20 protein-coding genes are annotated in these 20986 nt (G+C 63.3%); 3 read left to right on the top strand and 17 right to left on the bottom strand.

Going from position 1 to position 20986, the window contains the following annotated elements; translation table 11 throughout:
- Nucleotides 1-21: 21 nt before the first annotated feature.
- The 16 genes from G4D79_RS34070 to G4D79_RS33995 all read right to left on the bottom strand — a co-directional run bounded on the left by G4D79_RS34070 (nt 22) and on the right by G4D79_RS33995 (nt 16400).
- Nucleotides 22-1254: a hypothetical protein gene (locus G4D79_RS34070; protein ID WP_054186972.1), complete on the bottom strand. Its 1233-nt coding sequence runs from the start codon at nt 1252-1254 to the stop codon at nt 22-24.
- A gap of 328 nt (nt 1255-1582) precedes the next feature.
- Nucleotides 1583-2167 (bottom strand): DUF4913 domain-containing protein, encoded by a 585-nt coding sequence (locus tag G4D79_RS34065; RefSeq protein WP_054186971.1) that lies wholly within the window; start codon nt 2165-2167, stop codon nt 1583-1585.
- On the bottom strand, nt 2164-3921 hold the full coding sequence (locus G4D79_RS34060; protein ID WP_042925504.1) for a type IV secretory system conjugative DNA transfer family protein: 1758 nt from the start codon (nt 3919-3921) through the stop codon (nt 2164-2166). Before G4D79_RS34060 ends, G4D79_RS34065 begins: the two co-directional genes overlap by 4 nt.
- Nucleotides 3918-4685: a hypothetical protein gene (locus G4D79_RS34055; RefSeq protein ID WP_128638051.1), complete on the bottom strand. Its 768-nt coding sequence runs from the start codon at nt 4683-4685 to the stop codon at nt 3918-3920. The genes G4D79_RS34060 and G4D79_RS34055 overlap by 4 nt, the downstream gene beginning before the upstream one ends.
- A gap of 31 nt (nt 4686-4716) precedes the next feature.
- A complete protein-coding gene (locus G4D79_RS34050; protein ID WP_051649738.1) occupies nt 4717-6345 on the bottom strand; it encodes a hypothetical protein in 1629 nt (542 codons plus the stop codon).
- Nucleotides 6346-6475: 130 nt separating this feature from the next.
- Nucleotides 6476-7963, bottom strand: coding sequence for an SCO6880 family protein (locus G4D79_RS34045; RefSeq protein ID WP_054186969.1), 1488 nt, complete (start codon nt 7961-7963; stop codon nt 6476-6478).
- Between the two features lie 87 nt (nt 7964-8050).
- Nucleotides 8051-9718, bottom strand: a complete 1668-nt coding sequence (locus tag G4D79_RS34040; RefSeq protein ID WP_143542587.1) for a hypothetical protein — start codon at nt 9716-9718, stop codon at nt 8051-8053.
- 9 nt (nt 9719-9727) lie between these two features.
- Complete coding sequence (locus G4D79_RS34035; RefSeq protein WP_075835961.1) at nt 9728-10396, bottom strand: hypothetical protein; 669 nt, start codon at nt 10394-10396, stop codon at nt 9728-9730.
- Nucleotides 10397-10432: 36 nt separating this feature from the next.
- Nucleotides 10433-11206, bottom strand: a complete 774-nt coding sequence (locus tag G4D79_RS34030; RefSeq protein ID WP_214515017.1) for a hypothetical protein — start codon at nt 11204-11206, stop codon at nt 10433-10435.
- A gap of 15 nt (nt 11207-11221) precedes the next feature.
- Nucleotides 11222-11632, bottom strand: coding sequence for a hypothetical protein (locus G4D79_RS34025; protein ID WP_054186966.1), 411 nt, complete (start codon nt 11630-11632; stop codon nt 11222-11224).
- Between the two features lie 29 nt (nt 11633-11661).
- On the bottom strand, nt 11662-11961 hold the full coding sequence (locus tag G4D79_RS34020; RefSeq protein ID WP_223304642.1) for a hypothetical protein: 300 nt from the start codon (nt 11959-11961) through the stop codon (nt 11662-11664).
- A 60-nt stretch (nt 11962-12021) separates the two neighbouring features.
- Entirely contained in the window at nt 12022-12600 is a 579-nt protein-coding gene (locus G4D79_RS34015) for a hypothetical protein (protein WP_128638054.1), read from the bottom strand.
- Nucleotides 12597-13241 carry a hypothetical protein gene (locus G4D79_RS34010; protein ID WP_042925518.1) on the bottom strand — a complete coding sequence of 215 codons (645 nt, stop codon included), beginning with the start codon at nt 13239-13241 and terminating at the stop codon, nt 12597-12599. The genes G4D79_RS34015 and G4D79_RS34010 overlap by 4 nt, the downstream gene beginning before the upstream one ends.
- Nucleotides 13238-14329: an NlpC/P60 family protein gene (locus G4D79_RS35180; protein WP_054186964.1), complete on the bottom strand. Its 1092-nt coding sequence runs from the start codon at nt 14327-14329 to the stop codon at nt 13238-13240. Before G4D79_RS35180 ends, G4D79_RS34010 begins: the two co-directional genes overlap by 4 nt.
- Nucleotides 14330-14332: 3 nt before the next feature.
- Entirely contained in the window at nt 14333-14935 is a 603-nt protein-coding gene (locus tag G4D79_RS34000) for a lytic transglycosylase domain-containing protein (RefSeq protein WP_051649742.1), read from the bottom strand.
- Nucleotides 14936-15032: 97 nt separating this feature from the next.
- Nucleotides 15033-16400 carry a cutinase family protein gene (locus G4D79_RS33995; RefSeq protein ID WP_223304643.1) on the bottom strand — a complete coding sequence of 456 codons (1368 nt, stop codon included), beginning with the start codon at nt 16398-16400 and terminating at the stop codon, nt 15033-15035.
- 1106 nt (nt 16401-17506) lie between these two features.
- On the opposite strand from G4D79_RS33995, the gene G4D79_RS33990 reads away from it, so the two are divergent.
- The 3 genes from G4D79_RS33990 to G4D79_RS33980 all read left to right on the top strand — a co-directional run bounded on the left by G4D79_RS33990 (nt 17507) and on the right by G4D79_RS33980 (nt 19908).
- Nucleotides 17507-18001, top strand: coding sequence for a helix-turn-helix transcriptional regulator (locus tag G4D79_RS33990; RefSeq protein ID WP_075835969.1), 495 nt, complete (start codon nt 17507-17509; stop codon nt 17999-18001).
- A gap of 152 nt (nt 18002-18153) precedes the next feature.
- The gene (locus tag G4D79_RS33985; protein ID WP_143542588.1) at nt 18154-18354 is read left to right on the top strand and encodes a toxin-antitoxin system; all 201 of its coding nucleotides are present in this window, start codon (nt 18154-18156) and stop codon (nt 18352-18354) included.
- A gap of 384 nt (nt 18355-18738) precedes the next feature.
- Complete coding sequence (locus G4D79_RS33980; RefSeq protein ID WP_214515016.1) at nt 18739-19908, top strand: replication protein; 1170 nt, start codon at nt 18739-18741, stop codon at nt 19906-19908.
- Nucleotides 19909-19920: 12 nt separating this feature from the next.
- Here the strand turns inward: G4D79_RS33980 and G4D79_RS33975 are convergent, their stop codons facing one another.
- On the bottom strand, nt 19921-20967 hold the full coding sequence (locus G4D79_RS33975) for a GAF domain-containing protein (protein ID WP_143542589.1): 1047 nt from the start codon (nt 20965-20967) through the stop codon (nt 19921-19923).
- Nucleotides 20968-20986 lie beyond the last annotated feature (19 nt).

Raw genomic sequence — 20986 nt, 5'->3', positions numbered from 1 at the left:
TGCCAGGCGCGAGGGTGAAAGTCAGGCCGGGACGAGCCCTGCCTGTACTGCTGCGAGTGCATCGAACACAGGCGTGCTGACCCCTGCCAGTGCGGTGTTCACATCGGCAGCAGCCTGGTCAGCGGCTGCGACGATCTGCTCCCCGCCAGGCTGATCGAGAACGGCCGCACGAACATCACCAGCAGCCTGCTGGGCTGCAGGAGGAACGTCGGCAACAGCGGTGCGGACGGTCTCGACGACCTCGGTACCACCGGGAACCGATTCCACCTGTGCCACGGTCTGAGCTGTGGCTGCGGTGATTGCCGGTGCGTCGACGACGATCGGTGCCGGTGCCGATGCCGGGGCGGCTGCGGGTTCTTCGGTGAACGGCAACTCGAACTCGATGTCGCCGTTGTTCGTACCTGCACCGAGCGCGGTGGCGGCCGCGAACCCGGTTACGCCGCCAAGCCCTGCCCCGACGACGGCTCCAGCGCCGCCGAGTGTGAGCGCACCGATACCCGCACCGACACCGGCGGCGGGGAGGAACCCGATGGGAGTCAGCACCGGTGCCAAGGGTGCTGCGATCGCAAGTCCGGTGAGAGCTCCTACCCCTGCCAGCGGCGCGCCGACTAGCAGGGCGCCCCCGGCCGCGCCCAACGCTGTCGCTGCCACGGTTGACGCAGCCTTGCGATCGGCCTCACTCTCGATGACACCGGTACTGGTGTAGAAGGTCGCGATCTGTGCGGTCGCTACCGATGCCTGATTGTTGATCTTCTCGGCCTCGGTGGGCGGCACCCAGTACGGGCGCTTGGCGATCGCGTCTCCGAGCCGGATGAAACCTTCCTCGGCCTGGATCGGTACCACTGGTGTGACAGTCGGGTCAGGCAAGTGCAGGGGTCCCTGTTCGGGTTCTGCCGGAGCGGTGTTCTGCGCCGGGACAGACTCCGTGTTCTGCACCGGGGTGGACTGGGTGTTCTGGCTCGGCGCGGGACGCCACTGCTGCGGGTTGTACTCCGGAGCAGGTTCGACGTAGAACGGTCGAGGTGCTGGTGGTTCTTCTACGACCGGAGCAGGTGCCGGTGCTGGTGCCGGTGCCGGTGCGGCCGGGGTGGGTGAGGTCGGTGTCTGGGGGTCGAGGTTCGCCGTATTGGACGGACCCGGGGTCTGGGGGTCCAACTCCGGCGCAGCATTGGCTACTGCTGCGTTGCCGGCAGCGAGCACGACTGCGCTCATTGTGGCTCCCGCGATGACGCGGGCTTTCATCTTCGTTCGCATGAGCTGTTTCTTTCTGTCAAAGCGGAAGGGTGTTGGTGGCTCTGCCACGATCCGGCGGGTCTGCGTCGTCGTGGCCTGTGCGGTTTTCGTTGTGTCGCACCGTCCTCGTCTCACTCACATCGAGTGTATCTAATGAGTGGAGTGTATCGAGTAACTCGATACCTGGCTACCGTGAATGGTCGCCGCGCGATTGCGGCATGCCATCAGGGGGTTCGGATCGAGGGTGCTGATGGCCCCGCTGGGGAGAAGGAACATCAGCACCCTCGTGGGCAGCCGCCGCGCAGGCGGGCGATCTGGGAGTGTGCCTGCGCGGCGGCACGTCATGGGTTCATTCCGGGCCGCCGGCAGGGTTCTCGCTCCACGGTGGGTCGGCGGACGGAAGGAACGGGCTGTTGTTGTGGTGGTCGACCGAACAGCCGTAGAACGGGCCGGTTTCGGAGGAGAGGGCGTTCATGGTCGGGTCGAAGCAGTCGCGGAAGTATGCGGTCATTGCTGCGCCCGGCTCGGTGACAGCCTCGAGCCACGCTCGGCGTAGCGCCCACAGGCGTGTGATGGCTTCGGGGTGTTCGAGCCACCACGGGCACCAGTGAAATCCGTCGCTCGCGCTGCCGACGGTTTTGCGTTGCGCCCAATTGCTGATGTGATCGCCGACCCATGCGTACAGCACCACGACGTCGAGGGGTTCGGGTCCCGGCGGTGGTGCCGGGGCGGGGTCTTCCTCCGGCGTGGCCTGGGCGGCGTCGGAGAACTTCTGCGCCGCGACGGTCAGTTGCTCTTCGAGGTCGTCGAGTCCTTGGACCGCGCGGTTCGCGGTGTCGGCGGTCCGCTCCTGGTTGGTGGCCAGGGTGCTGAACTGGCGGCGCAGGGCCACCAGTTCAGCGGCGAGTTCGGCGACAGGGTCCACGTCGGTCATACCTGCTCGGGCGCAGCGGCTTTGGTGGAGGCTGCATGCAATGCTCGTGCAACAGGATTGTCGTTGCCGAGTTCGGCGATGGCAGCATTGCGCATTTCGGTCGTGGCGATTTTGCTCAACGCAGCGATGTCGCCGGCATCAGGTTCGTTGTACCAGGGGATCAGGTCCATGAGCACAGGCTTGGCGCCGGGACGAATCAGAAGCGCGTTCTCCTTTTTGATGGCCGCGACATCTTCGGGGGGCATGATCGGCTCTCGCACCTTGTGTTCGGAGGTGGAGCCACCACCGCGACCACTCGAATAGGAGTGTTCGGTGATCTTGTGTGTACCGATCAGGCCGGAGAGTTCTTCGGCGAATCCCTTGTCTTGCAGGCCTGCACCGCAGATCTTCACGGTGGCAGCGAGCCACAGGGCCTGGGCGCGGTCGTGGCCCCACACGGCCTGCATCTGGGCTTTGGACTGGAAGATCGCATCGACGCTGATCGACTTCGATCCCAACCACGACGCCAGCTCCGGGAGTTGTTTGATGCGGCAGATGTTGGCGCACTCGTCGAGCACGATCGTGATCGGCGGATCCACACGGCCACCGAGGGCGGAGGAGGTGAGGTTACCGATCTCGAAGATCCGAGTGACCATTGCTGTGAGAAGCGGGCCAGCTGAGCCGGAGCCTTCCTGCGACATCAGGTACAGGGTGGGGACGTTGCCCTCCTCGAACGCGAACAGTGACCACAGATCCAGTTCCTCGATCTCGGCAGCGCCGTCGACGAACTGTTCCCAACTCTGCGGTGGAGTGACCCAGCGCAACGTGTCTTCGTCCTGAATGCATGCCAAGGCTGTGTTCGCTCCGCCGTAGACGCCGCCCTTGGTGGTGTTCGGCAGTTCGAGAACGGTGGTGTACGAGAGAGTCATTCGTTTGAGCCCGTGCGCGCGCAGGATGTCTCGCGGCCGGTCGGAGAATGTGCTGATCCAGATGAGCACATCACGCATCGTGCATCCGGGTTCGATCGCTGCGGCCAGGATCGTCCAGGCGAGAAGATTGCGGGCGGTCGGGGTGAAGAACGCGTCTTCTTTCGACTTGTCACCCCCGCTGGTGTCGTCCATGAACGTATCCGCGAGGGAGACGGCATCCTTGAGTTTGCGGACGTGGCCGAGAATGTTCCACCACCAGGTCTGCGGGACAAATGCGATGTTGCCGGGGTCGAAGGCGTAGACAGGGCCGAGCGCGGCCCGCAGCGCGGACGTCAGAATCCACAGGTCCGGTTTGTTGGAGGTGCTGACCACCGCGCCAGGGGCGGAGAGAATGCGGGGAACAGCGACAGCGGAGGTCTTGTTCGAGCGCGGTCCCATGAAGACGAGCGTGAATTCCTCGAACGACTTGTACAGAATCGTCCGGCCGATCCGGCCGATCACCGACGCCAGTTGCCTCATGTCGACGGACTTGGCGAGCTTGCGCACGTTCGCGTTCGGGACCCCGCCGATCGACGCTCGGAGTTTGACGCCCTTCTCTGCTGCGTCGCGGCCGATCATGTCGCTCAGATTCTCGGTACTACGTAGCTTCGCGTGGGCGCTACTGCGCGGCCAGAACTTGCGGGCCAGCACCGCCAATACGATGAGAACGACCAGAACAGCGACGACGATGACGATCAGCATCCACATCGGGGTTCCGTTGCGGTACATCGTCCGTAGGCGCACCACACCGAGAAACGCGAGGAGCGCGGCGGTGGCCGCGAGCGGGGCGTAGGCGTCGCGGTTCATCGCCGGCCTCCTTTTCCGTAGGTGCCGAGTTCGACGATCGTGGTCGGATGGGCGCATTCGGCAGCGCAGAGGCGCAGCTCTTCGACCAGGGCCGAGGTGATTTCGCGCCACGGCGACGAGACCGGGCGCACCACGTGCACGGTGGCGGCCGCCGACGATGATGCCCCGGCAGGCCCGTGCAGTGTGCCGAACGGTGCGGGTGCGTTCCTGCGGCCGGAACCGGGTCGGGAGAGCGCGTCGAACACCGCGTCGGTTGCCAAAGGGGTCAGCGCCATCTGCATGGTCTCCCACACCGATCCCTGGGTCAGCTCGTCCTGCGCATCGAACGCGAGAACGTCTTCGTAGGCGTCGATTTCGCCCGTTTCACGCAGCGCGTGTGCCGCGTCGGCGGTGTTCTCGGAGCCGACCCACCCGAGAACAGCACCGAACGGCAGACCCGTGCGTGAGGCGGCGAGAAGCATGTTCGCGGTCAGCAGTGATGCCTCAGGGAGGAAGAACGTGGCGAGGCGGTTGTCGAGGACCGGGCGCAACAGATGCTCGGTGATTCTGTCCGCAGCCGGGGCGTCGGTGACCGCGCCGAGCAGATCCCACGAGCATGTGGACCCGACGACGCCGACGGCGTCGGGGTTCCACAACAGATCCGGATCGGACGAGGCGAGGTCGGTGGCCGAGGGCAGATCGTCACTGACGACGAGAACTCTCACAGGTTCCTCCGATGCGACCGAACGAGCATCGCTGTCATGTTGTGCGATAACGGATTTCATGATGATTCCTTTCCTGTGGGAGTGGGATTTCCTACGCTGCATGGTGGCCACCGGATTTGATGTGATCGAACGCGCCGTCGGTGTTGTAGAGCGCGATTTCTTCCGGGTCGAGGGTGACGCTGACGGGCAACCCCATCCGGGATCCGGATTTGATGAGGTACTTGCCACGACCGGGGTGTCGTTGTCCGGGGACCCACGTCGGGGGTGCGGACCAGCGGACGACCATTTCGCGTTCTTTGGAGGTGAACGCGGTGATCGCGTGCAAGCGGTCGACTTCCGCGTCGTCCATGCCGCCGAGCAGTTTGACGCCGTTGCGTGCCGCCATGCCTTTGGCTTTGGCGCGGTCGGACTCGGTAGGCAGAGCTTCGAGGTCGGTGATCGAGTGAGTGGACTGCAAACTGACCACACCGCGGTGCCGGTTCAGGCGTGTGATGCGGTCGGACTTTTCCACCAGACCCGGAGCTGCGCGTAGCGAGCGCCACAACTCGTCCTGGATCTGGAAGACGTTGCGCCGAGACCCGGCGGCCTGGCGACCTTCGATGACGCCGGCCGACCACGTCCAGGCGCAGAGCATCGCGGCCGCGACGACATCGTCTTCGTCGTCCTCGACTGCGGAGAGCGAGAGCGAGAGTGCCGGGCTGCTGGCCCGTGCCTCGAACGAGGACGGGCGGTCGAACATCCCGGAAATAGGGCCGCTGACCAGCAAATCCAAGGTGTTGACGAACTCACGGATTTCGCGGGCGTACTCGAGGTCGGTGTACGCGACCATGATTCTGCGCAGCGGGTCGGGACCGGCTTTGATCACCTCGACCACATCGGGGATCGTGGGGTCGGGAAGACCTGCGCGGTGGTGGCTTTCTTCTGCGATGTCCACGGCTGTGGCCAACAGCAGACGATAGGTCGACGTCAGGGCGGCACCGCCGATGATCGTGACCAGCGATTCGAGCAGAGCCAGTCGTCGACCGCGGGAGATGGAGAGCAGCTGATCTCGTTTGGTTCCGACCGATGACATGATCGCTTCACGCATCGGACCGAGGTCGAGCGGGTTCAACGAGTGCAAGCCGCGCCCGATTCTGAAGACCTCACCGCCCATTTCGTCGACGATGGCGCTGTACTCGTCTTTGAGGTCGCCGGGAATGATGCCGGCGAATCCGTAGGCGACCAGCCCCACCAGCAAGCGTTTGGCAGCGGTGGACTTACCGACACCTGGTTGCCCCTGGACCCAGATTCCGGTGTTGGTGACCAGTCCGTCGACGAGCCACTGAGAGGGGTCCACGCCGATCGGTTCCGCCGTGTGCAGGTGCCGTCCGAACGGGACTCCACGTACTCGCGCGCCTGATGACGCAGGGAACGGATAGATGCCCTTGACCTGAGCGGTGGTGCCCGAGAACAGTTTTCCAGCGTCGACGTTGTGCGCGTAGCCGCCGAACTCGCGCTTGTCTCCGCGAGCGGGCGGTACCGGACCCAGTTCGGTGAACGGCATGAACGGATTGGAATGGGTATAGGCGGGAGCGTCGGGATCGAAGGACTGGGCCTCGATCTCCTCCTTACGCCACGCCGGGACGATACCGAGCTTGGCGAGCCAACGCTCCGCCACACCGGCCTGAGCGGCGGTGCGCTGGTGCTCGCGCACCTCACGATCTTCGAGGCCGATACTCATCGCGTAACTCCCAGCGCCCTGGCCGAGCCGAGGTGTTCGAGAGGGTGTGTCATGTCGTGTCCTTCGAGGAGTGAGGTTTCGGAGGTGTGAGCGTTCGATTTCGCGTGCCGAGGCGCAGGGCGAGAAGGCTCTACCCGAGCCATCTCGTGTTCGCGTTGCGGCTCAGCGCGGATGTCGGATCGATACCGAGACCGAGGGACGCCGCGAACGTCGCTTCCTGTGCGCCGCGCGCTCGGCGGAACCGGAATTTGGTGTTGCCGCACCGTTCTTCGACGTCAGCGCATGCCGCTGCGAGGGTGGCCTCGTTGCGGACTGTGGTGGTGACGTACATCGTGAATTGCCCGAGACCTGCGCCGAGGGATTCTTCCTGAGCTGCCTTGCGGCTGCGGACACGGTCGTCGTGATCGCGCTGTGTCTCGTCCTTTTTCGTCTTGGAGTTGAAGATTCGGCGCAACGTTCCACCGGCGATTTCCTTCTCCACGATTTCCGATGCCTGCGCTGCGCTGAACGGGCGATACACCATCGAGAAGCGGCGGTAGTACTTGCCCGGGGAGACGAGGGGAAGCAGAACATTCTGGCGGACAATGCCATTGGGGACCGAGCGCAGCACCCATGACACCGAATATCCGGAGTCGTGCTTGTAGACGTCGGTCTTCTTGTTGCCGTCGGTGCGAATCGGTCCCGCATCGCGCCACGCGATCAACTCGTCCTCTTCGCTGTCACCTTCAGCGAGGAACATCCGGATGGCGGGGTCGAATGCGGCGCGGATACGGCGGATCAGGAACGGCGTCGTGGCCCTGCCGGTGACCGTTGCCCCGGATGCAGCCAGTGAGGACTCGATGCCGGGGAGCCAGCGCACCACTTCGGCGGCACCTTCGAGAAGTGTCTGCGGTTCCGTGCTCGCTTTGGAGAGGTCGAAGTTGATCGTGACCACGGTGCTCACGTCGGCGGTCGAGGACCGTGATGCCAAGGCCAGGTTGCGCATGATGCGGGTCGCGACCTCGGGGGCGTCGTCCTCGATGCGGTCGAGGACGTACTCGCGCTGGTTCACCCCGCCGGTCGGGGAGGATTCGACAGTGAAGACGATCGAAGAGATCATCGGCCGGTATCCCAGGTCAGCGAGCCAGGCGCCGTATCCGTTCATCCAAGCGATCGCATCAGCTTCGTCGGCGAGAGTGATTCCGACCGGTGAAACCCGCAAGAACGCGGACACGATTCCCGTGCGGCGGTTCCAGACCAAGCACTGTTTGCCACCCAACCCGTCGTCGACGGTGACCGGCTGCAGCGGTGCGAGAACTCCAGGCAGATGATCGTTTCCCGGAACCTCGGTCAGCACGTCGGAGGAGAAAGCGTCGGTATTGGTGGCGTTCCCGCGCCAGCTCTTCCATTCCCACGCCAGATGCCCGACGGCAGTGCGTTCGGATCCACCGAACGGCACCACCGTCAGTGCCAGGACCGGCACCGCGAGAAGAATGAGCCAGACCATCAGCATCAGTGAGAATTGTGAGCTGATTGCGATCGCCATGACTGTGGCGACGATGATCGCTGTGCCTGCGCCACCGATCTTGCCGACTCCGTACCCCCTGATGGGACGGTATCCGCCGAATCCTGGTGCCATGATGTTCTCCGTTCGATAGAGATGAGGGGAAGCCGATGTCGGCTTCGTTGGAGCGGAAAGAGCTTGTGGGGCGGGCGTATCGGGGAGTTACTGCATATCCGGCCCCGTGTCTTGAGACATTTCCGAGGCGGCACCTTCGACGGCGTCGAGAGCTCCGTCGACCGCTTTGAGAGCTGCTCCCGCTGCTAACGTCGCACCGCCCGTCGCGGCGGCTGCCCCGGCTCCACCGGCCGCGGCCGCGCCCTCTCCGGCCCCTGCTGCACCGCCTAGATCCGGGCCGATCGAGCCGGGATCGGAGGGGGTTTGCGGCCCGCTGGCGTCCGGGTTCTCCGTGGTTCCGGGTCCGAGATCGGCGTCCTGTTCCCCGCCGGAGGTGTCGGCTCCGGCTCCGGTTCCGCTACCGGCATCCGAACCGGAACCAGTGGCACCCTTCTCGGCGGGCGCTTCACTGAGACCGCCGCTGTTTCCGGGGCTGGGATCGACTTCGGCAGAAGAGGAATCGGGGCCGGTAGCGTCCATGAAGCTGGACTGCTCGTCACCGCCGGACTTTCCCGAGCCCCCTCCTCCACCCATGTTGTTGGCCAGTGCGGCAGCTCCCAAACCTCCGGCAATTCCGCCAGCGAGCACTGCGCCGGCCCCCGGACCTCCGGCCACTTTTGCTCCGGTGAAGGAGAAGAACGCCATCATCGACGGCAGGGCGATGACGGTCAGAGCGATCACCATCAGCCCGGTGACCAGGGTGGACATGGACTGGTCGGTGCCGATGAGTTTGAAGCCGATCGAGTAGCACATCGCGGCGATCGGCTTGAAAAGCACCAACGCGATACACGCGCCGGCAATTCGGGGGAACCACTGCTTGCCCCAGGTGGTCAACTGTCCGGCCGCGGCGAAGAGGATCAGCGCGTAGAGCACTACGATTCCGGCTTGCCGGATGAAGCCCATCACCCACTGGATGAACGAGAGCAGGGCAGCGAGGAGCCCGAGGAACAGAACACCACCGGGGTTGCCGATGACGGAGGTGCCGAGCATCAATTTGATGCGTTGGCCGAATTCGTTGGCGCCGTCCTCGACCATCTGTTTCGCGAAGTCGTCTCCGGCGTGCAGTGCGCCGGAGAGCACCACCATCGACAGTGAGGAGATCAAAATGTATTTGACTCCGCCGACGAGGATGTCGGCGGCGGGTTCGGTGCGGCGCGAGATCATCATCACGATCGCCATCGACAAGATGCCCGCCATCATGATGAATCCGATGACCTTCTGCACCGGCGCTTTTCCTGCGAGCACGTTCGCGTAGCTGATGTCGATCGACTCGGTTTTGATCCACCAGGTCATCGATTCGACGAGGAAATCTCCGGCGAAGGTTCCTACCGATTCGGCGGCATTGCCGAACGCAGAGTCGGCGGCCTTGTCCAGCATGCGGCCTGGTGTTCCAGCGATGTCGATAGTGGTGTTGACGTCGCTTTCACCGTCGAGGCGCGCCGTGAAGGCGGTGTTGTCCTCTGGGTAGGTGTACGACATGGCGGGGTTCTCTGCGCAGGTGGGGAACTCCGGGTGCTCTTTGCACGAGATGACGCCCTTGGGGTCACGCCAGGTCTTCTGTTCGGCCGTGAGTTCTTCGTAGCTGGTGGGTGGCGTTGCCGGATCGGCCTCTTGCGCGGAGGCGATCGGCGTAGACAGTGCCAGCAAAGCGAACACCGAGAACATCAACAGCACGAGGCGAGTGAGGTAGCGACGGGGCGAAGGTGAAAGGTTCATCGACAGTCCTCAGAAGACGGTGAAGTCGGCAATGGAAGTGGAATTGGGGAGCGAGGGAAGGCCGCTGACAAGTTGGTACTGCCAGTCCTTGCCGTCCCAGAGGACCGCTCGGGCTGTGAAGTCGTAACCGCCGGTGGGGCTTTGGGTCGCGAAGTACATCTGCACGAAAACATCGGAGTAGTGGACGATCTGGAATCCCGCTGGCGCGGTGAACCGTTGCGAGAACTGATCGGCAGTGAGGTTTCGGACGCGGGCCACCTCTTGGCGGACCTGTGTCCGATCCGCTTCCGTGCCTCGAACCTGCGCCGCCATGACTTGCTCGTAGTCGGCACTCGCCGCCAACCGCGTCGAGATCTGCCAGGCCGCGACGACCGCGCCTTGGGGGGTGTGGCTGTATCCGGAAGCGATGGGGCCGGAGACGCGGGCTGGGCCGTCGACCTTGGAGAACGGCAAACGCACGCCGTCGATCAGCTTCCACTCGAGCTTGCCGGGAAGTGCGTTCGTGTCCGGCCCGGTCACTTCACCGCGGGGGGGCGGGGTCGGGGCACTCACGGGGTCGGGACGCGCGATCAGGATCGTGATCAGCGCGAGCACTGCGATCACGGCGGTACCGACGATCACGGGCAGCACCCAACGGGGACGCCGGGAGGCGTTGAATTGGTTGGTGGTCAATGACATCGGTACGTCAACTCCTGAGTCGGCGAGGGAGACGGGTTAGAGGCGGGTGAATGTGGAGAGGTCGGTGGTGTCGGGAAGCTCCGGCGCGCTGCTGGACATGCGGCCGGTGTACTTCCAGTCCCCGCCGGACCACTCCACCGCCGTGCGGGCGATCCGGTAGCTGCCGGTCTGTGTGGGATACGCGAAATAGATGGTTGCGGCAGCGTCGGAGTAGCCACCGACTTTGAACGCCGCAGGTTGCAAGGTGGAGGTGCCCACCGCGTCTGCATCGATACTCGGTTGAGCGCTGCGTGCGGTGAGCAGTTGGCGGCGTTCGTCCTCGCTGACCGACGTCTGCTGATCGACCACAGCCGCGAAATCGGGTGAGAAGATCAGACGCATCGAAATCTGCAGGGCGGCGACGGCCGCGCCTTGCGGGGTGTGGGTGTACCCGGATGCAAGAGCGCCGGAGATGTCGGTTGGCCCGTCCGACGCGCTGAACGGCAACGGGACACCGTCGACCCGCTGCCACGAAATTCCTTGCGGCGGCCGGGTGAGCCAATCCGCATCGGAAGACCAGCGGGCTGGTTCCGGAACCTGAGGAACCAGAGAACCCTTCGCGGCCGTCGAGGCCGGCGACGTCGCTGCTCCGGAGGAAGCGGTCTCGGCCGTGTCACCGCCCTGTGCCGCCACTGGTGGTGGTGGGTTGTCCCCACCGCAGGCGCTCGCCATTACGAATATCACCACCAGGACTGCGACGACGCCGGCGGCGATCATCGCTGGCTCACGCCAGGACTTCTTCGGGGCGAATTGCTTTGTGGTCAAAGGCATATGGTTTCTTCTTTCTCAGCCGGTGAACAGTCGAATGAACGTGTACGCCGCCCCGGAAATGATGGTCGCGACGACAACTGCAGGGAGCCCGTCCACGGCCTTCTTCGCCGCTTCGGAGCGGCCTTTGATACCGATCACCATCAGGGCCGCGACGATCAGAACACCGAGGACTCCGGCGTACCCGGTGAGGGTTTTGAGCCACCCGAGGGTGGTGTCGATGAACGAATCGAGATCCTGGGGTGCTTCGTCGGAGGTACCGCCGAATTCGTCCCAGCGCACTCCCCCGGTCCCCGCATCCTCGCTGGGGTCAGCCTCCGTGGTCGGCGCAGGCTGCTGATGCAGCACCACGGCGTGCTGCGGAACCGGCGTTGCGTGGGCGGGTGCTGCGGAGACGACGAGACCACCGGCGGCAATCATCGTCAGCACCGCTGAGTAGCATCGTCGTCTCCGCATGGTCACTGGAACGCCTGGATCAGACCGGCTGCGCCGCCGCCGAGAACGACTGCGAACAACGCCCATGGCAGGTGTCCGAGAGCGGCTTTCGCGACTTCCGACCGGCCCTTGATGCCGACGACCGCGAGGCCGGCGCAGGCAAGGAAACCGAGCATCGCCAAGATCATGAAACCGGTCTTCGCGTATCCGATCAGATCGTTTCCGCGGTCCCCGAGCTTGCCGGGAAGCGGCTTCGGCGGCGGGTCGGGAACGTCGATCTGGGCCAGGACGTCGACCGTGTGTTGTGCGAGGTAGATCATCATCGGTGGTTGCCTTTCTTGTGTGAGAAGGAGATGAGGCGCGGACAGGCGGGGTGGGGCGGGCTACGACACACGGGCGTGGGGTGGATCGTTGCCCTGCTCGCGGCCGGAAGCCGGAACGCTCGCGTGGGTATCGAGATCAGCGGCGATTTCACTGTCTGAGCGTTCGTACGATTCGAACGGGGCAGGGCGAGAGACCAGTGGCGTGACCGCGTCGAGGATCACACCGCGTTCCTTGCGGGTGGTCAGCGCCCATTTCAGGGGTTTCTGTGCGAATACGTGCTCGACTACGTAGCTCCACGGGTCGTCGCATCCGGCGAGGGCGCTGATCCAGCTGACGCGGGCCACGCCTGGGAGGTTCGGCTCGCACATCTTCAGACGTTGGCGGACCGGCGGGGACCATCCTTCGGGCGAATGCGCCACGACGACCAGGACCGGGCGTACCGGCATCGCCATCGCTGCGCCGATTGCCGCCCGTACTGCCGAAGCGGTCGACTCGGTGACCAGAACGTCGACGACCTGTGAGCCGTCGCCGGCGACGACGCCGACATCGAGGCCACCGATCAGGGTGGCGATCATCGATGTTCCGACTCCCCCGCCGATACCGCCGATGACGGGTTGACGCACGGTGGCGGCGTTCATCGCGGCACCACCTTCGAGACCAGCCACCCTCCGGGCGAATGGCTCAAGACCATCGAGACGACGATGCTGCGATCAGGTAGCGGACCCTGCGCGGTTGCGACCTTCTGCGTGACGGTGAGCAACCGATATGCCGAGGTGGCCGTATCCGGCGGGGCTCCGGTTTCGGATGCGGCCCGAACATCGCCGTCACCGACTGTGAGGACCGCGTTCTGCGCGGTCAGTTCCAGCCAGTCGGAACCGGGACCACTGACCGGCGGGAAGTTCAGAATCGAGTGCCCGAGATCGGATTCCAGAAGAGGTACCGCCCGCACGCGGGCGTCGTAGGCACTCAAATCCACGGTGGTGTCCCAGCTGTACCAGACCTGGGCTACTGCAGCAGCGACCTCGTCGGGATTCTCACTATCGAACGGCGCCAATGGGGGCAGCGCTGTGGGAGCAGGTTGCGGGATGACCGGTGGAGTCGCGGGGACTCGGGAAGTCGTTGCGGTCGGCGTCGTGAAGGGCGTCGACGTCGAGGGTGTGGCGACATCGGTGGGTGAGGGCGAAGTGGACCCGCACGCGACTGCGCTCAATCCGATCGCCGCCACTGCTGTCAGAGTCATGATTGTGGTCGAGAGTTGCGTGTGCTGTGTGGTGTTCATCCGAACCTCCGTACGTACATTTCTTCTCCGGCCCAGCCGGAGAGCGGCATGATCGAGACGACCTCGCCGGACTGTGGTGCGTTGAGGAGCTGGTCTGCTCCGGAAGCGTCCTTGCCGTAATAAATTCCGACGTGGTGGGTACTGCCCCCGGAACCGAAATAGATGAGATCTCCCGGCTGCTTCTGATCGAGCGGAATCTCCTGTCCGCGTGGGTCGTACAGCTGCCCGGGGTTCGAAGTGTCACCGGTGTAGTGCGGCAAGATCAGTTGCCCACCGGATGCTTGCGCCACCGCGTACAAGGTCAGTCCTGAGCAGTCGAAACCGACTTTGTTGAAGTCACCGAGTTGGTCGGCGCGGCCGCCGCCGTCACTGATTCCCTTGGTAGGACCGTTCGCGTCGCCACCACCCCAGGCATAAATCGTTCCCTGCCACTTCAACGCCGCCGCGATCACGTTCTGCCCGAAGGGGCCACCAGGTTTGAACTGCGGACCGTTGGCCCCCGCGCTTCCGATCTGGGTGTACTTCGCGAGCTTCGCCTTCACCCCCGGCGCGTAACCTTCGGTCTCGCCGTTGGTGATGTTCGGGCCGCCGTTGGCGAGCACACAGCCGTAGCCGCAGTTGTAGGCGTTGAGGATGATGTCCGTAAGGTCACCGCTGATCCGTCCCGACGCGATGTCCCTTTTTGCCTGCTCAGCGGTATCGCAGTCGAATTTTCCTTGCGCCATGATCGCGTCCGGAGGATCGAACGGCGAAATTACTCCGTTCCGGTTGGCATCGATGGCGTAGGACGGCCACGTGTAAGGCATGAACTGTGACAAGCCCTGGGCACCTGCCGGCGAAACGGCGGCAGGGTTCCAACCCGACTCCTGTTCGATCTGCGCGGCGATCAGTGGAGGGCTGACTTCCGCGCACATCGAACCGGCTTCGATGACCCACGCCTCGAATTCGGGTGGGACGGTGCCAGTGGCCAATGAGCCTTGGCTGAAATCGGATGACGGCGAGGTGTCTTCGAGCAGCACTGCGATCATGATGATCGGCGCGAGAATGAGCGCGAGAACAGCCGCCACCAGGGTGCCGGTGGACTTCATGAGTTAGTTCCCGGACATCCGAGCTTTGACCGAAGCGACGTACTCGGCGCTTTCACGGTTGAGTCCGCCGGAAGCGTTCGCAGGATCGATACCACCCGCTGCAAGAACACAGCCGTACCCGCAGTTGTAGGAGGCGAGGACGATATCCGTCAGCTCTCCTTTGATGTGACCCGCTGACAGATCAGCGTTCGCCTGTTCCGCTGTCCGGCAGTCCAATTGAGCGAGCGCCATGATCGCATCTGCCGCGTCCAGGGGTGAGCTGACACCGTTGGAGTTCGCATCGACGCCGTGCTCCGCCCATGCTTCCGGCAGGAACTGGGCCAGCCCTTCGGCTCCTGAAACGGATCGGGCACTCGGGTCCCACCCGGAATCCGTGTCAATCTGAGCCGTAATCAACGCGGAATCGATTTCAGGGCACACATTTCCGGCTTTGATGAGCCAGGGGGCGTACTCGTGCGGATTCGAAGAATGAGTGGCAGCGGTGCTGCGCTGATCGACCTGATCGACGGAAGTGGTCAGCCATAGGAATGCAGCGGGTGTGATCACTGCAGCTGCTACGGCACCAGCGATCGCCGCGATCCGGCGAGATGATCTGTCCTTGGTCATGATGAAAGCTCCCCAGCTAGTAAACGAACGAAAAATGTGTCGATCTGGTCGTCCTTGATCCCCCACTCCCATAGGTGATCAAGGACGAAAAGCCAGTTCAGGCGGCTTGCGCCTTAGCGGTAATCCACTTCACGGCCCACTGGGTCGCTGAATCGCCCGCTGCGTCGACGGTGTAGCTGCCGTATGAGCGGTGTGCATCGAGCAACAGGTACGCGGCAACTTCTGTGGCCTGCTGAACCAGTTCTTCCGGATGCGTCAGCGAGACCAACGCATCGAATTCGGGCATGTTGACGACCTTCGCGACGTCGTCGAGCATCGTGGAGGCGAACACCACCCGAGCCAGCTCCATCGGAAGCGTGGCCGGATTTACGGAGGCAGCAACCGTCAACCTGGTGAGCTGCGTGGTGACCGAGGACGCCGCCTTCTTGAGGTCGGCGGGGCTTGCCGAGGCAACATTGCGGACCAGTTCGAGTCCCTTGTTGAGTGCGTAGTCGGGGATGTCCTCCGGTGTCAGATTCAGCAAGGGCACGATCGCGGCGATCGCCTTCGACTTGCCGGACAGCGAGCAGATCGAGTCGTTGGGCGCACAGAAACTCGCGACCCGCTCGGAGAGCACCCCCATACCTTTGTCGCGGGTGCCGAGGACGCCCTGGCCGGTGACGTTGGGGCCGATCATCGTCTCAGCCGTAGGTGCGAGCTTCACCGGATTCGTTGTTGCCGCATCCGCTTCGGGATCAGGGGTCGAGGGGGAACGCGACGGATCGGCGAGCAGGACACCCGCCAGGATGCGCGACGGATCGACAACGCCCTGACGGTTTCCGACTGCGGACAGGAAGTCGCCGGCAATGACGGCGCCTTGCGAGTATCCGAGAATGACGAACTTCGACAAGGGGCACGCCTTGGCGAGCTGTCCGGCGCGAGCCTCCAAAGCTGCTAGACCTTCAGCGCGAGACTCCTTGAGAGTGACCGAGTTTCCCGTCACCACTCCAGCGACGGGGCCCCCGACCTGCGCGACGTACGGGATCTGTTCGGACACAACCCGGATCTCCCGAGCTTTCGCACGAGGTGTCGAAGACGGGGTCGACGGCTTGGACGTCGATGAGGAACCCGAGGAGGTAGTGGGCGAAGCTTTCGTGGTAGTGGTCGTGGTGCTCGTGGAAGGCACGGTCACGACAGATGAAGCGCCAGAGGACAATTCCTGCTCTACCGGACCGGTGATCTGGGCGAGCATCCCCGGCACTGTCTTCCGATCTGCACCCTCATTCGTCTCCCACGTCCCCGGAGCCGCCAGCTGGATGACATCGCCACAATCGCTGGTGTCCACGGACGGGGTTTCAGCCACGGCGAAGGCAGGTGAACCACCTGCCAGAAACATCGCCACGACCGCAGCCACAGCTGCGCTCGTCACCGGCCGCATACGAGTGGAGAACCGAAGTCGGCTCCCCGGTACGTCAGTCGAATTCATAGATACTCGTTCCTTCTTCTCAACCACCACGGGATTCAGCAGAGTCGTGCTGGTCGCGCGACCCCCGAGGGAAAGCGGCCCCAGGTGTGCGCGGGAGTCGCCAAACGCCACCGCACACCTGGGACACGTATTTGGGTCGGACATCCGGCATGCCCAGAAAGCGCAGAGAGACATAGTCATGACTGCTCATCGACGAAGAACCGACGGAAGAATGCTGAAGCCGTCGGGATGCTGGTATGACCCACGGGGCACACACGGAAGAAGCCTGAAACGGCAATGTTCACACAGACGGCACCGGGTGCTCTAGCGGAGCATCGAACTACGCTCGCGAACAAGGGAATACAGCGCGGGGTGGGTGCACCCACCCGCTCTCCGGGCAGGGGGAGCGAGGCGGGTGCTTCACGGACCGCATCATCGAGCAGCACAGGGGTTGCTAGATGAGGGGCCGAGTTTGAGGCGGTAGAGCCGCGCGCAGGTACAACTAGGTGCCCGGTTCCCACGCACGCGGAAGCTTGTACGGTCGCTACCTGGGTTATGCAAGCGGTATGGGTAATTTGAACAGAGCTGTTCCCCATGGATGCCTCCGGCTGGTTGCGGTTTGAACCAGAACGCATAGGCTCGAAGGCCTGCGGTCTGGGCGCCCTAGTGCGTGTCGCACTGCAGGTTGAAAGGGATCCCAGGGGCGGAACGCGACGCCAATCACAAGTCCGCTTCTGGGGTTTTCTGCACGACAAGGACCGGCACGATTCAAATCGGGCCGGTATTCGTCGTGGAGTCGAGTGTCACGAGCAGGCCGAATGCCGCTCTGTCCGTAAGAAATAGTCAAGACGCCTGCCCCTGCCCGGGAGAAATTGGGCACGCCTGAATACGGCTGTGCCACTCGCGTAGTGCTGCATCTGGAACCGACGTCGACAGGATCCAGGAAACCCCCGGGAGGGAGCGCAAAGGCAGCGTATAGCGAACTGCGTGGTATGTGCAACTCCAACACGCTCCAACCCCCCAGTCTTCGGTTCTAGTCCCTCGTGGCCGCCTCGACCATTGCGTACACCGTAGCATGCAACAATGATCCGCACTAGTTGTGGGTATCACTCCAGGGAGGCGCAAGAATGAGCGAGCAAGCAGGCGATCGAACCCCAGGAGTTGATGAAGTGCCATGGAGTGGAGTGCGCGGCTTTCGGGCTGACAAGCTCCGTGAGTTGCGGACCAAAGCGGGATTCACGCCTGACGAGTTTTCGGTCCGTCTTAAAGTGAGCCGCCAGTCCATTTCTCATTGGGAAACAGGCAGATCAGTGCCACCGCCACCAATGCTCAAGCAGATCGCACAGCTCTTGATGGTGTCCATCGTTGTTCTGGTGCCTATACCGGACAACCAGCTGCGTATGGGGGATTTGCGGGTGCGGGCCGGGCTCACGCAGAAGGAGGCGGCTGAGCTCCTCGACTTGTCGTCCTCGACGCTTGCAGAGATTGAAAAAGGCCAGAAGCCGGTCAATGAACAGCGCGTCAAGGCTATTGCGGCGCTCTACAACGTGGAGAAGTCGTTAGTCGTCGCGGCATGGGAGCGCGGTCGAGCGACACGCGAAGCGCGAGCGCAATCCAAGTAAGAAAGTCCGCAACTGCAATCCGGGCCGGTGCACTGATTGGGATCGAAACCCAGCCCTCTACGGCGTGTCGGGTGCAGTGCGAGACGCATTACTGGCACTGTGGGTGGCGAAGCTGTCACAGCATGCAGTTGTGGGCGAGAGGAGAAGGTGAGATGCCGGCCATCAGTAAAGGTGAGCGTGAGCGCTTGACGACTCGGGTCCCGGCCGCTGTACATGCCGAACTGGAACGCCGGCGGTTAGCGGCCGGCGTGAGTTCCGAGAGTCAGTACTTGGCGGATCTACTCTCGATCTTGACCGGCCACAAGGAGCTTGTCGTGGAACTTGATCAGGAGGTATTGCCACTGACTGCGTAACGGGAACTCTTCTCCCGCAGGAGAATACGAGATAATTTCACACGTTTTGCAGTTGCACGAAACCCCCTAGAAATCGAAAATCCCCCGGCGGGCAGGCCGAGGGTTTCGAAGTGGGTGAGATTCGAGTTTGCCGCTCGTCTCTCGGTCGTGCGATTGCGCTTCCCCGAAGGGACTGTCTTGCGTGACAGGTCTCAGGGTACATCGCGTCCTGATGCAAAATCCATAACCGATTTATCGCGTGTCTCAGCGATGGAGCACACGCCCGCACCCATACAGCGCCCGTACTGCGGCAGCAGCCCTACGCGACGCCGCTACGGAACCGCTCGTACACCGCGCAGAATGCAGGGGCACCTGTACGGGCACCAATGCCATGCCCTTACCCCGATGCTGCTCAAAACGCTCGGCAAGGAAGCCGCATGCCGACGCTATTGCAAGGTCGCACTCGAGCTCGAAGACGGCGCATACGGCGGCATCGCTCGATGGCGAGGCGCCCAACACTGGGTCGAGATCGTCGTTCGGTGCGCGTTCACCACTGAATACACGCGGATTCGACCGATCCTTGTTCAGACCTCTGGCGGGGGAATCAGCCTCAAGTCCCTATTGGCAGTTGCCACCGTCATGGCCGAAGCCGCCGATTTCGACACCGGCCGCAACTCACGCATGACCGTGGAAACCATCGCCGAACGCATCAAGGGCGGCGAACGCACAGTCCAACGAGCACGCCAAGCCCTCAAGCTGCTGCGCGTGGCCACAGAAGTGCTTCGCGGCCGACTCCGCACCAAGGACGAGCGGTATGCCTCATGGAGGTTCAACGACAAGGCCCGCGGCTGGGCCTCCGTATGGGCATTGCACCCGAGCAAGCCTGTGGATAAAACCCGCATCATCGTCGCAGGATCCATACAAATGGCACCCCACCCGCGTAGCGGTCACTTTAAGAGCTTTTCCTCTCGTAGAGAGGTTCTTAATACAAAACGATCTGTGGATAAACGAGCCGCTTCGCGGCGCACGGGGTCCAAGGTGGAGGCCGAGAAGGCCGAAGGCGTCCGGAAGGGCCTGTTGCTCGCATCCAAATGGCTCAGCAATCCACGAACTCCCGTCTGGGCGCGGCGGCACACCCCCCGAGGATGGGCACCCGCACTGACCGAACTAGCCGCACACGGTTGGACGGCCGCGGATCTCAACGACACGATCGACGCCTGGAGCAAGGCCACGCGGATGGCACCAGCCCCGAAGCACCCCATCGCGTTCATCCGATGGCTCATGAAGCAACAGGATCTCGCCTTCGCGCCACACGTTCTCGCCCAGATAGCCGCTGACCAGCAAAAAGCCGAACGCGAACGACAGGCAGCAGCGTTCGAGGCGGACCGCGGACGGTACGCAACCGCAGCGCCCGCGGACTCCCCCGGCCGCCGGGCTGCGATGGCTGCCGTTCCCAATGCTGCCGCGGTCCGTCGTCGCCGGCAGATCATCGAGCGGCGTGCTGCCGCCGACGCGAGGGCAGAGCTGTGTGCGAAACAACGTGGCGCTGAAAACAATTGGGGTCACGGCCGATGAAAGCATTCAACGTCATTCGGGAGATCCCACTGGCGATGTGTGCTCCGGGCTTTCTGTGGGGTCAGGATCAAAAGACTCCCCGGCGATCACCATTTCGATGAAGGCAAGGACAGGAGCTCCACCCTGGCGAACCACCGAACCTGTGCAATCGACCACGGTCCAACCACCTTCGACGCGGCGGAGGCGAACTCCCGTCACCTCAGCTCGTTCGCGACCTTCGACAAAGATGCTCTGAACAGCTTGGAAGATGCGAACCACATCGTCGGGATGAGGCGTATCGCGATCGTCCACCGTTCCCTTCCACTGGATTCCTGGAGGAGGGTCCGTCATCCACATCATCAACCGAGCCTTGTGCAGATCGAGGACACACATCGGATGCCGATCTTGAAGCGCCGTGACAGCGGACAAGGCCGCAGCGTCGAAGCTGGGTGAGGGATGTTGATCATCCCGAACAACGTGGATAACGCCGGTCCATCGGTCGACCGCTGTACTGCGGCGGGACATAGACGTCCAAAGATGGACTGCACGACCGCCAATCTCGATTGTCGCTGCTCCAGACCACTTATCGAGATTGCCTACATTCAGGACTGCCATCATCATCCCGAAGGCGTCCGGGACATGGATGTATCGCAGGACCTCGGGAAACGTAATGCCGTTTCTGTCTACGAGTTCGCGTCCGCCCATTGCTTCCACGACTTTCTCGCCAGCATGGAACATCCGGCGATTTGCATCAAAAACGTAACCGCTTGCCGCTGGTGGGGCACCGAGTTCTTCACCCTCAGCTGCCACTCCTACCGAGACACCGCAGACCGCATCGTGGGGACCGAGTACCGGTACGACCGCTACCAATGCACCGGAGGGCACCCGAAAAGTGTTCACGTCCCCGCTGCGCCCCGTGCTGGCTGCCGCAGCCAGCACCTTCATCTGTTCCTCACGCCGGAGCCCTGGCCAAAGATCCTTCGAGGCTCGTTGAGCTGAAACCCACGCCTTTGGGACCCCGTCGGACTGGATCACCAGCGGAGGGCCATCGAATGTGGTGTCGAGCAACAACCAAGGCATGGCGGAGAACATAACGGAA

The organism is Rhodococcus sp. WY5, from assembly GCF_018588185.1.
Lineage (GTDB): Bacteria > Actinomycetota > Actinomycetes > Mycobacteriales > Mycobacteriaceae > Rhodococcus_F > Rhodococcus_F qingshengii.
Note: the sequence above shows the minus strand (reverse complement) of the source record. Positions and strands in the feature narration are given on the sequence as shown.

Coding starts and splice junctions, on each gene's coding strand:
- G4D79_RS34070 (WP_054186972.1), bottom strand. CDS start 1,254: ATGCGAACGAAGATGAAAGCCCGCGTCATCGCGGGAGCCACAATGAGC.
- G4D79_RS34065 (WP_054186971.1), bottom strand. CDS start 2,167: ATGACCGACGTGGACCCTGTCGCCGAACTCGCCGCTGAACTGGTGGCC.
- G4D79_RS34060 (WP_042925504.1), bottom strand. CDS start 3,921: ATGAACCGCGACGCCTACGCCCCGCTCGCGGCCACCGCCGCGCTCCTC.
- G4D79_RS34055 (WP_128638051.1), bottom strand. CDS start 4,685: ATGAAATCCGTTATCGCACAACATGACAGCGATGCTCGTTCGGTCGCA.
- G4D79_RS34050 (WP_051649738.1), bottom strand. CDS start 6,345: ATGAGTATCGGCCTCGAAGATCGTGAGGTGCGCGAGCACCAGCGCACC.
- G4D79_RS34045 (WP_054186969.1), bottom strand. CDS start 7,963: ATGGCACCAGGATTCGGCGGATACCGTCCCATCAGGGGGTACGGAGTC.
- G4D79_RS34040 (WP_143542587.1), bottom strand. CDS start 9,718: ATGAACCTTTCACCTTCGCCCCGTCGCTACCTCACTCGCCTCGTGCTG.
- G4D79_RS34035 (WP_075835961.1), bottom strand. CDS start 10,396: ATGTCATTGACCACCAACCAATTCAACGCCTCCCGGCGTCCCCGTTGG.
- G4D79_RS34030 (WP_214515017.1), bottom strand. CDS start 11,206: ATGCCTTTGACCACAAAGCAATTCGCCCCGAAGAAGTCCTGGCGTGAG.
- G4D79_RS34020 (WP_223304642.1), bottom strand. CDS start 11,961: ATGATGATCTACCTCGCACAACACACGGTCGACGTCCTGGCCCAGATC.
- G4D79_RS34015 (WP_128638054.1), bottom strand. CDS start 12,600: ATGAACGCCGCCACCGTGCGTCAACCCGTCATCGGCGGTATCGGCGGG.
- G4D79_RS34010 (WP_042925518.1), bottom strand. CDS start 13,241: ATGAACACCACACAGCACACGCAACTCTCGACCACAATCATGACTCTG.
- G4D79_RS35180 (WP_054186964.1), bottom strand. CDS start 14,329: ATGAAGTCCACCGGCACCCTGGTGGCGGCTGTTCTCGCGCTCATTCTC.
- G4D79_RS34000 (WP_051649742.1), bottom strand. CDS start 14,935: ATGACCAAGGACAGATCATCTCGCCGGATCGCGGCGATCGCTGGTGCC.
- G4D79_RS33995 (WP_223304643.1), bottom strand. CDS start 16,400: ATGAATTCGACTGACGTACCGGGGAGCCGACTTCGGTTCTCCACTCGT.
- G4D79_RS33990 (WP_075835969.1), top strand. CDS start 17,507: ATGAGCGAGCAAGCAGGCGATCGAACCCCAGGAGTTGATGAAGTGCCA.
- G4D79_RS33985 (WP_143542588.1), top strand. CDS start 18,154: ATGCCGGCCATCAGTAAAGGTGAGCGTGAGCGCTTGACGACTCGGGTC.
- G4D79_RS33980 (WP_214515016.1), top strand. CDS start 18,739: ATGCTGCTCAAAACGCTCGGCAAGGAAGCCGCATGCCGACGCTATTGC.
- G4D79_RS33975 (WP_143542589.1), bottom strand. CDS start 20,967: ATGCCTTGGTTGTTGCTCGACACCACATTCGATGGCCCTCCGCTGGTG.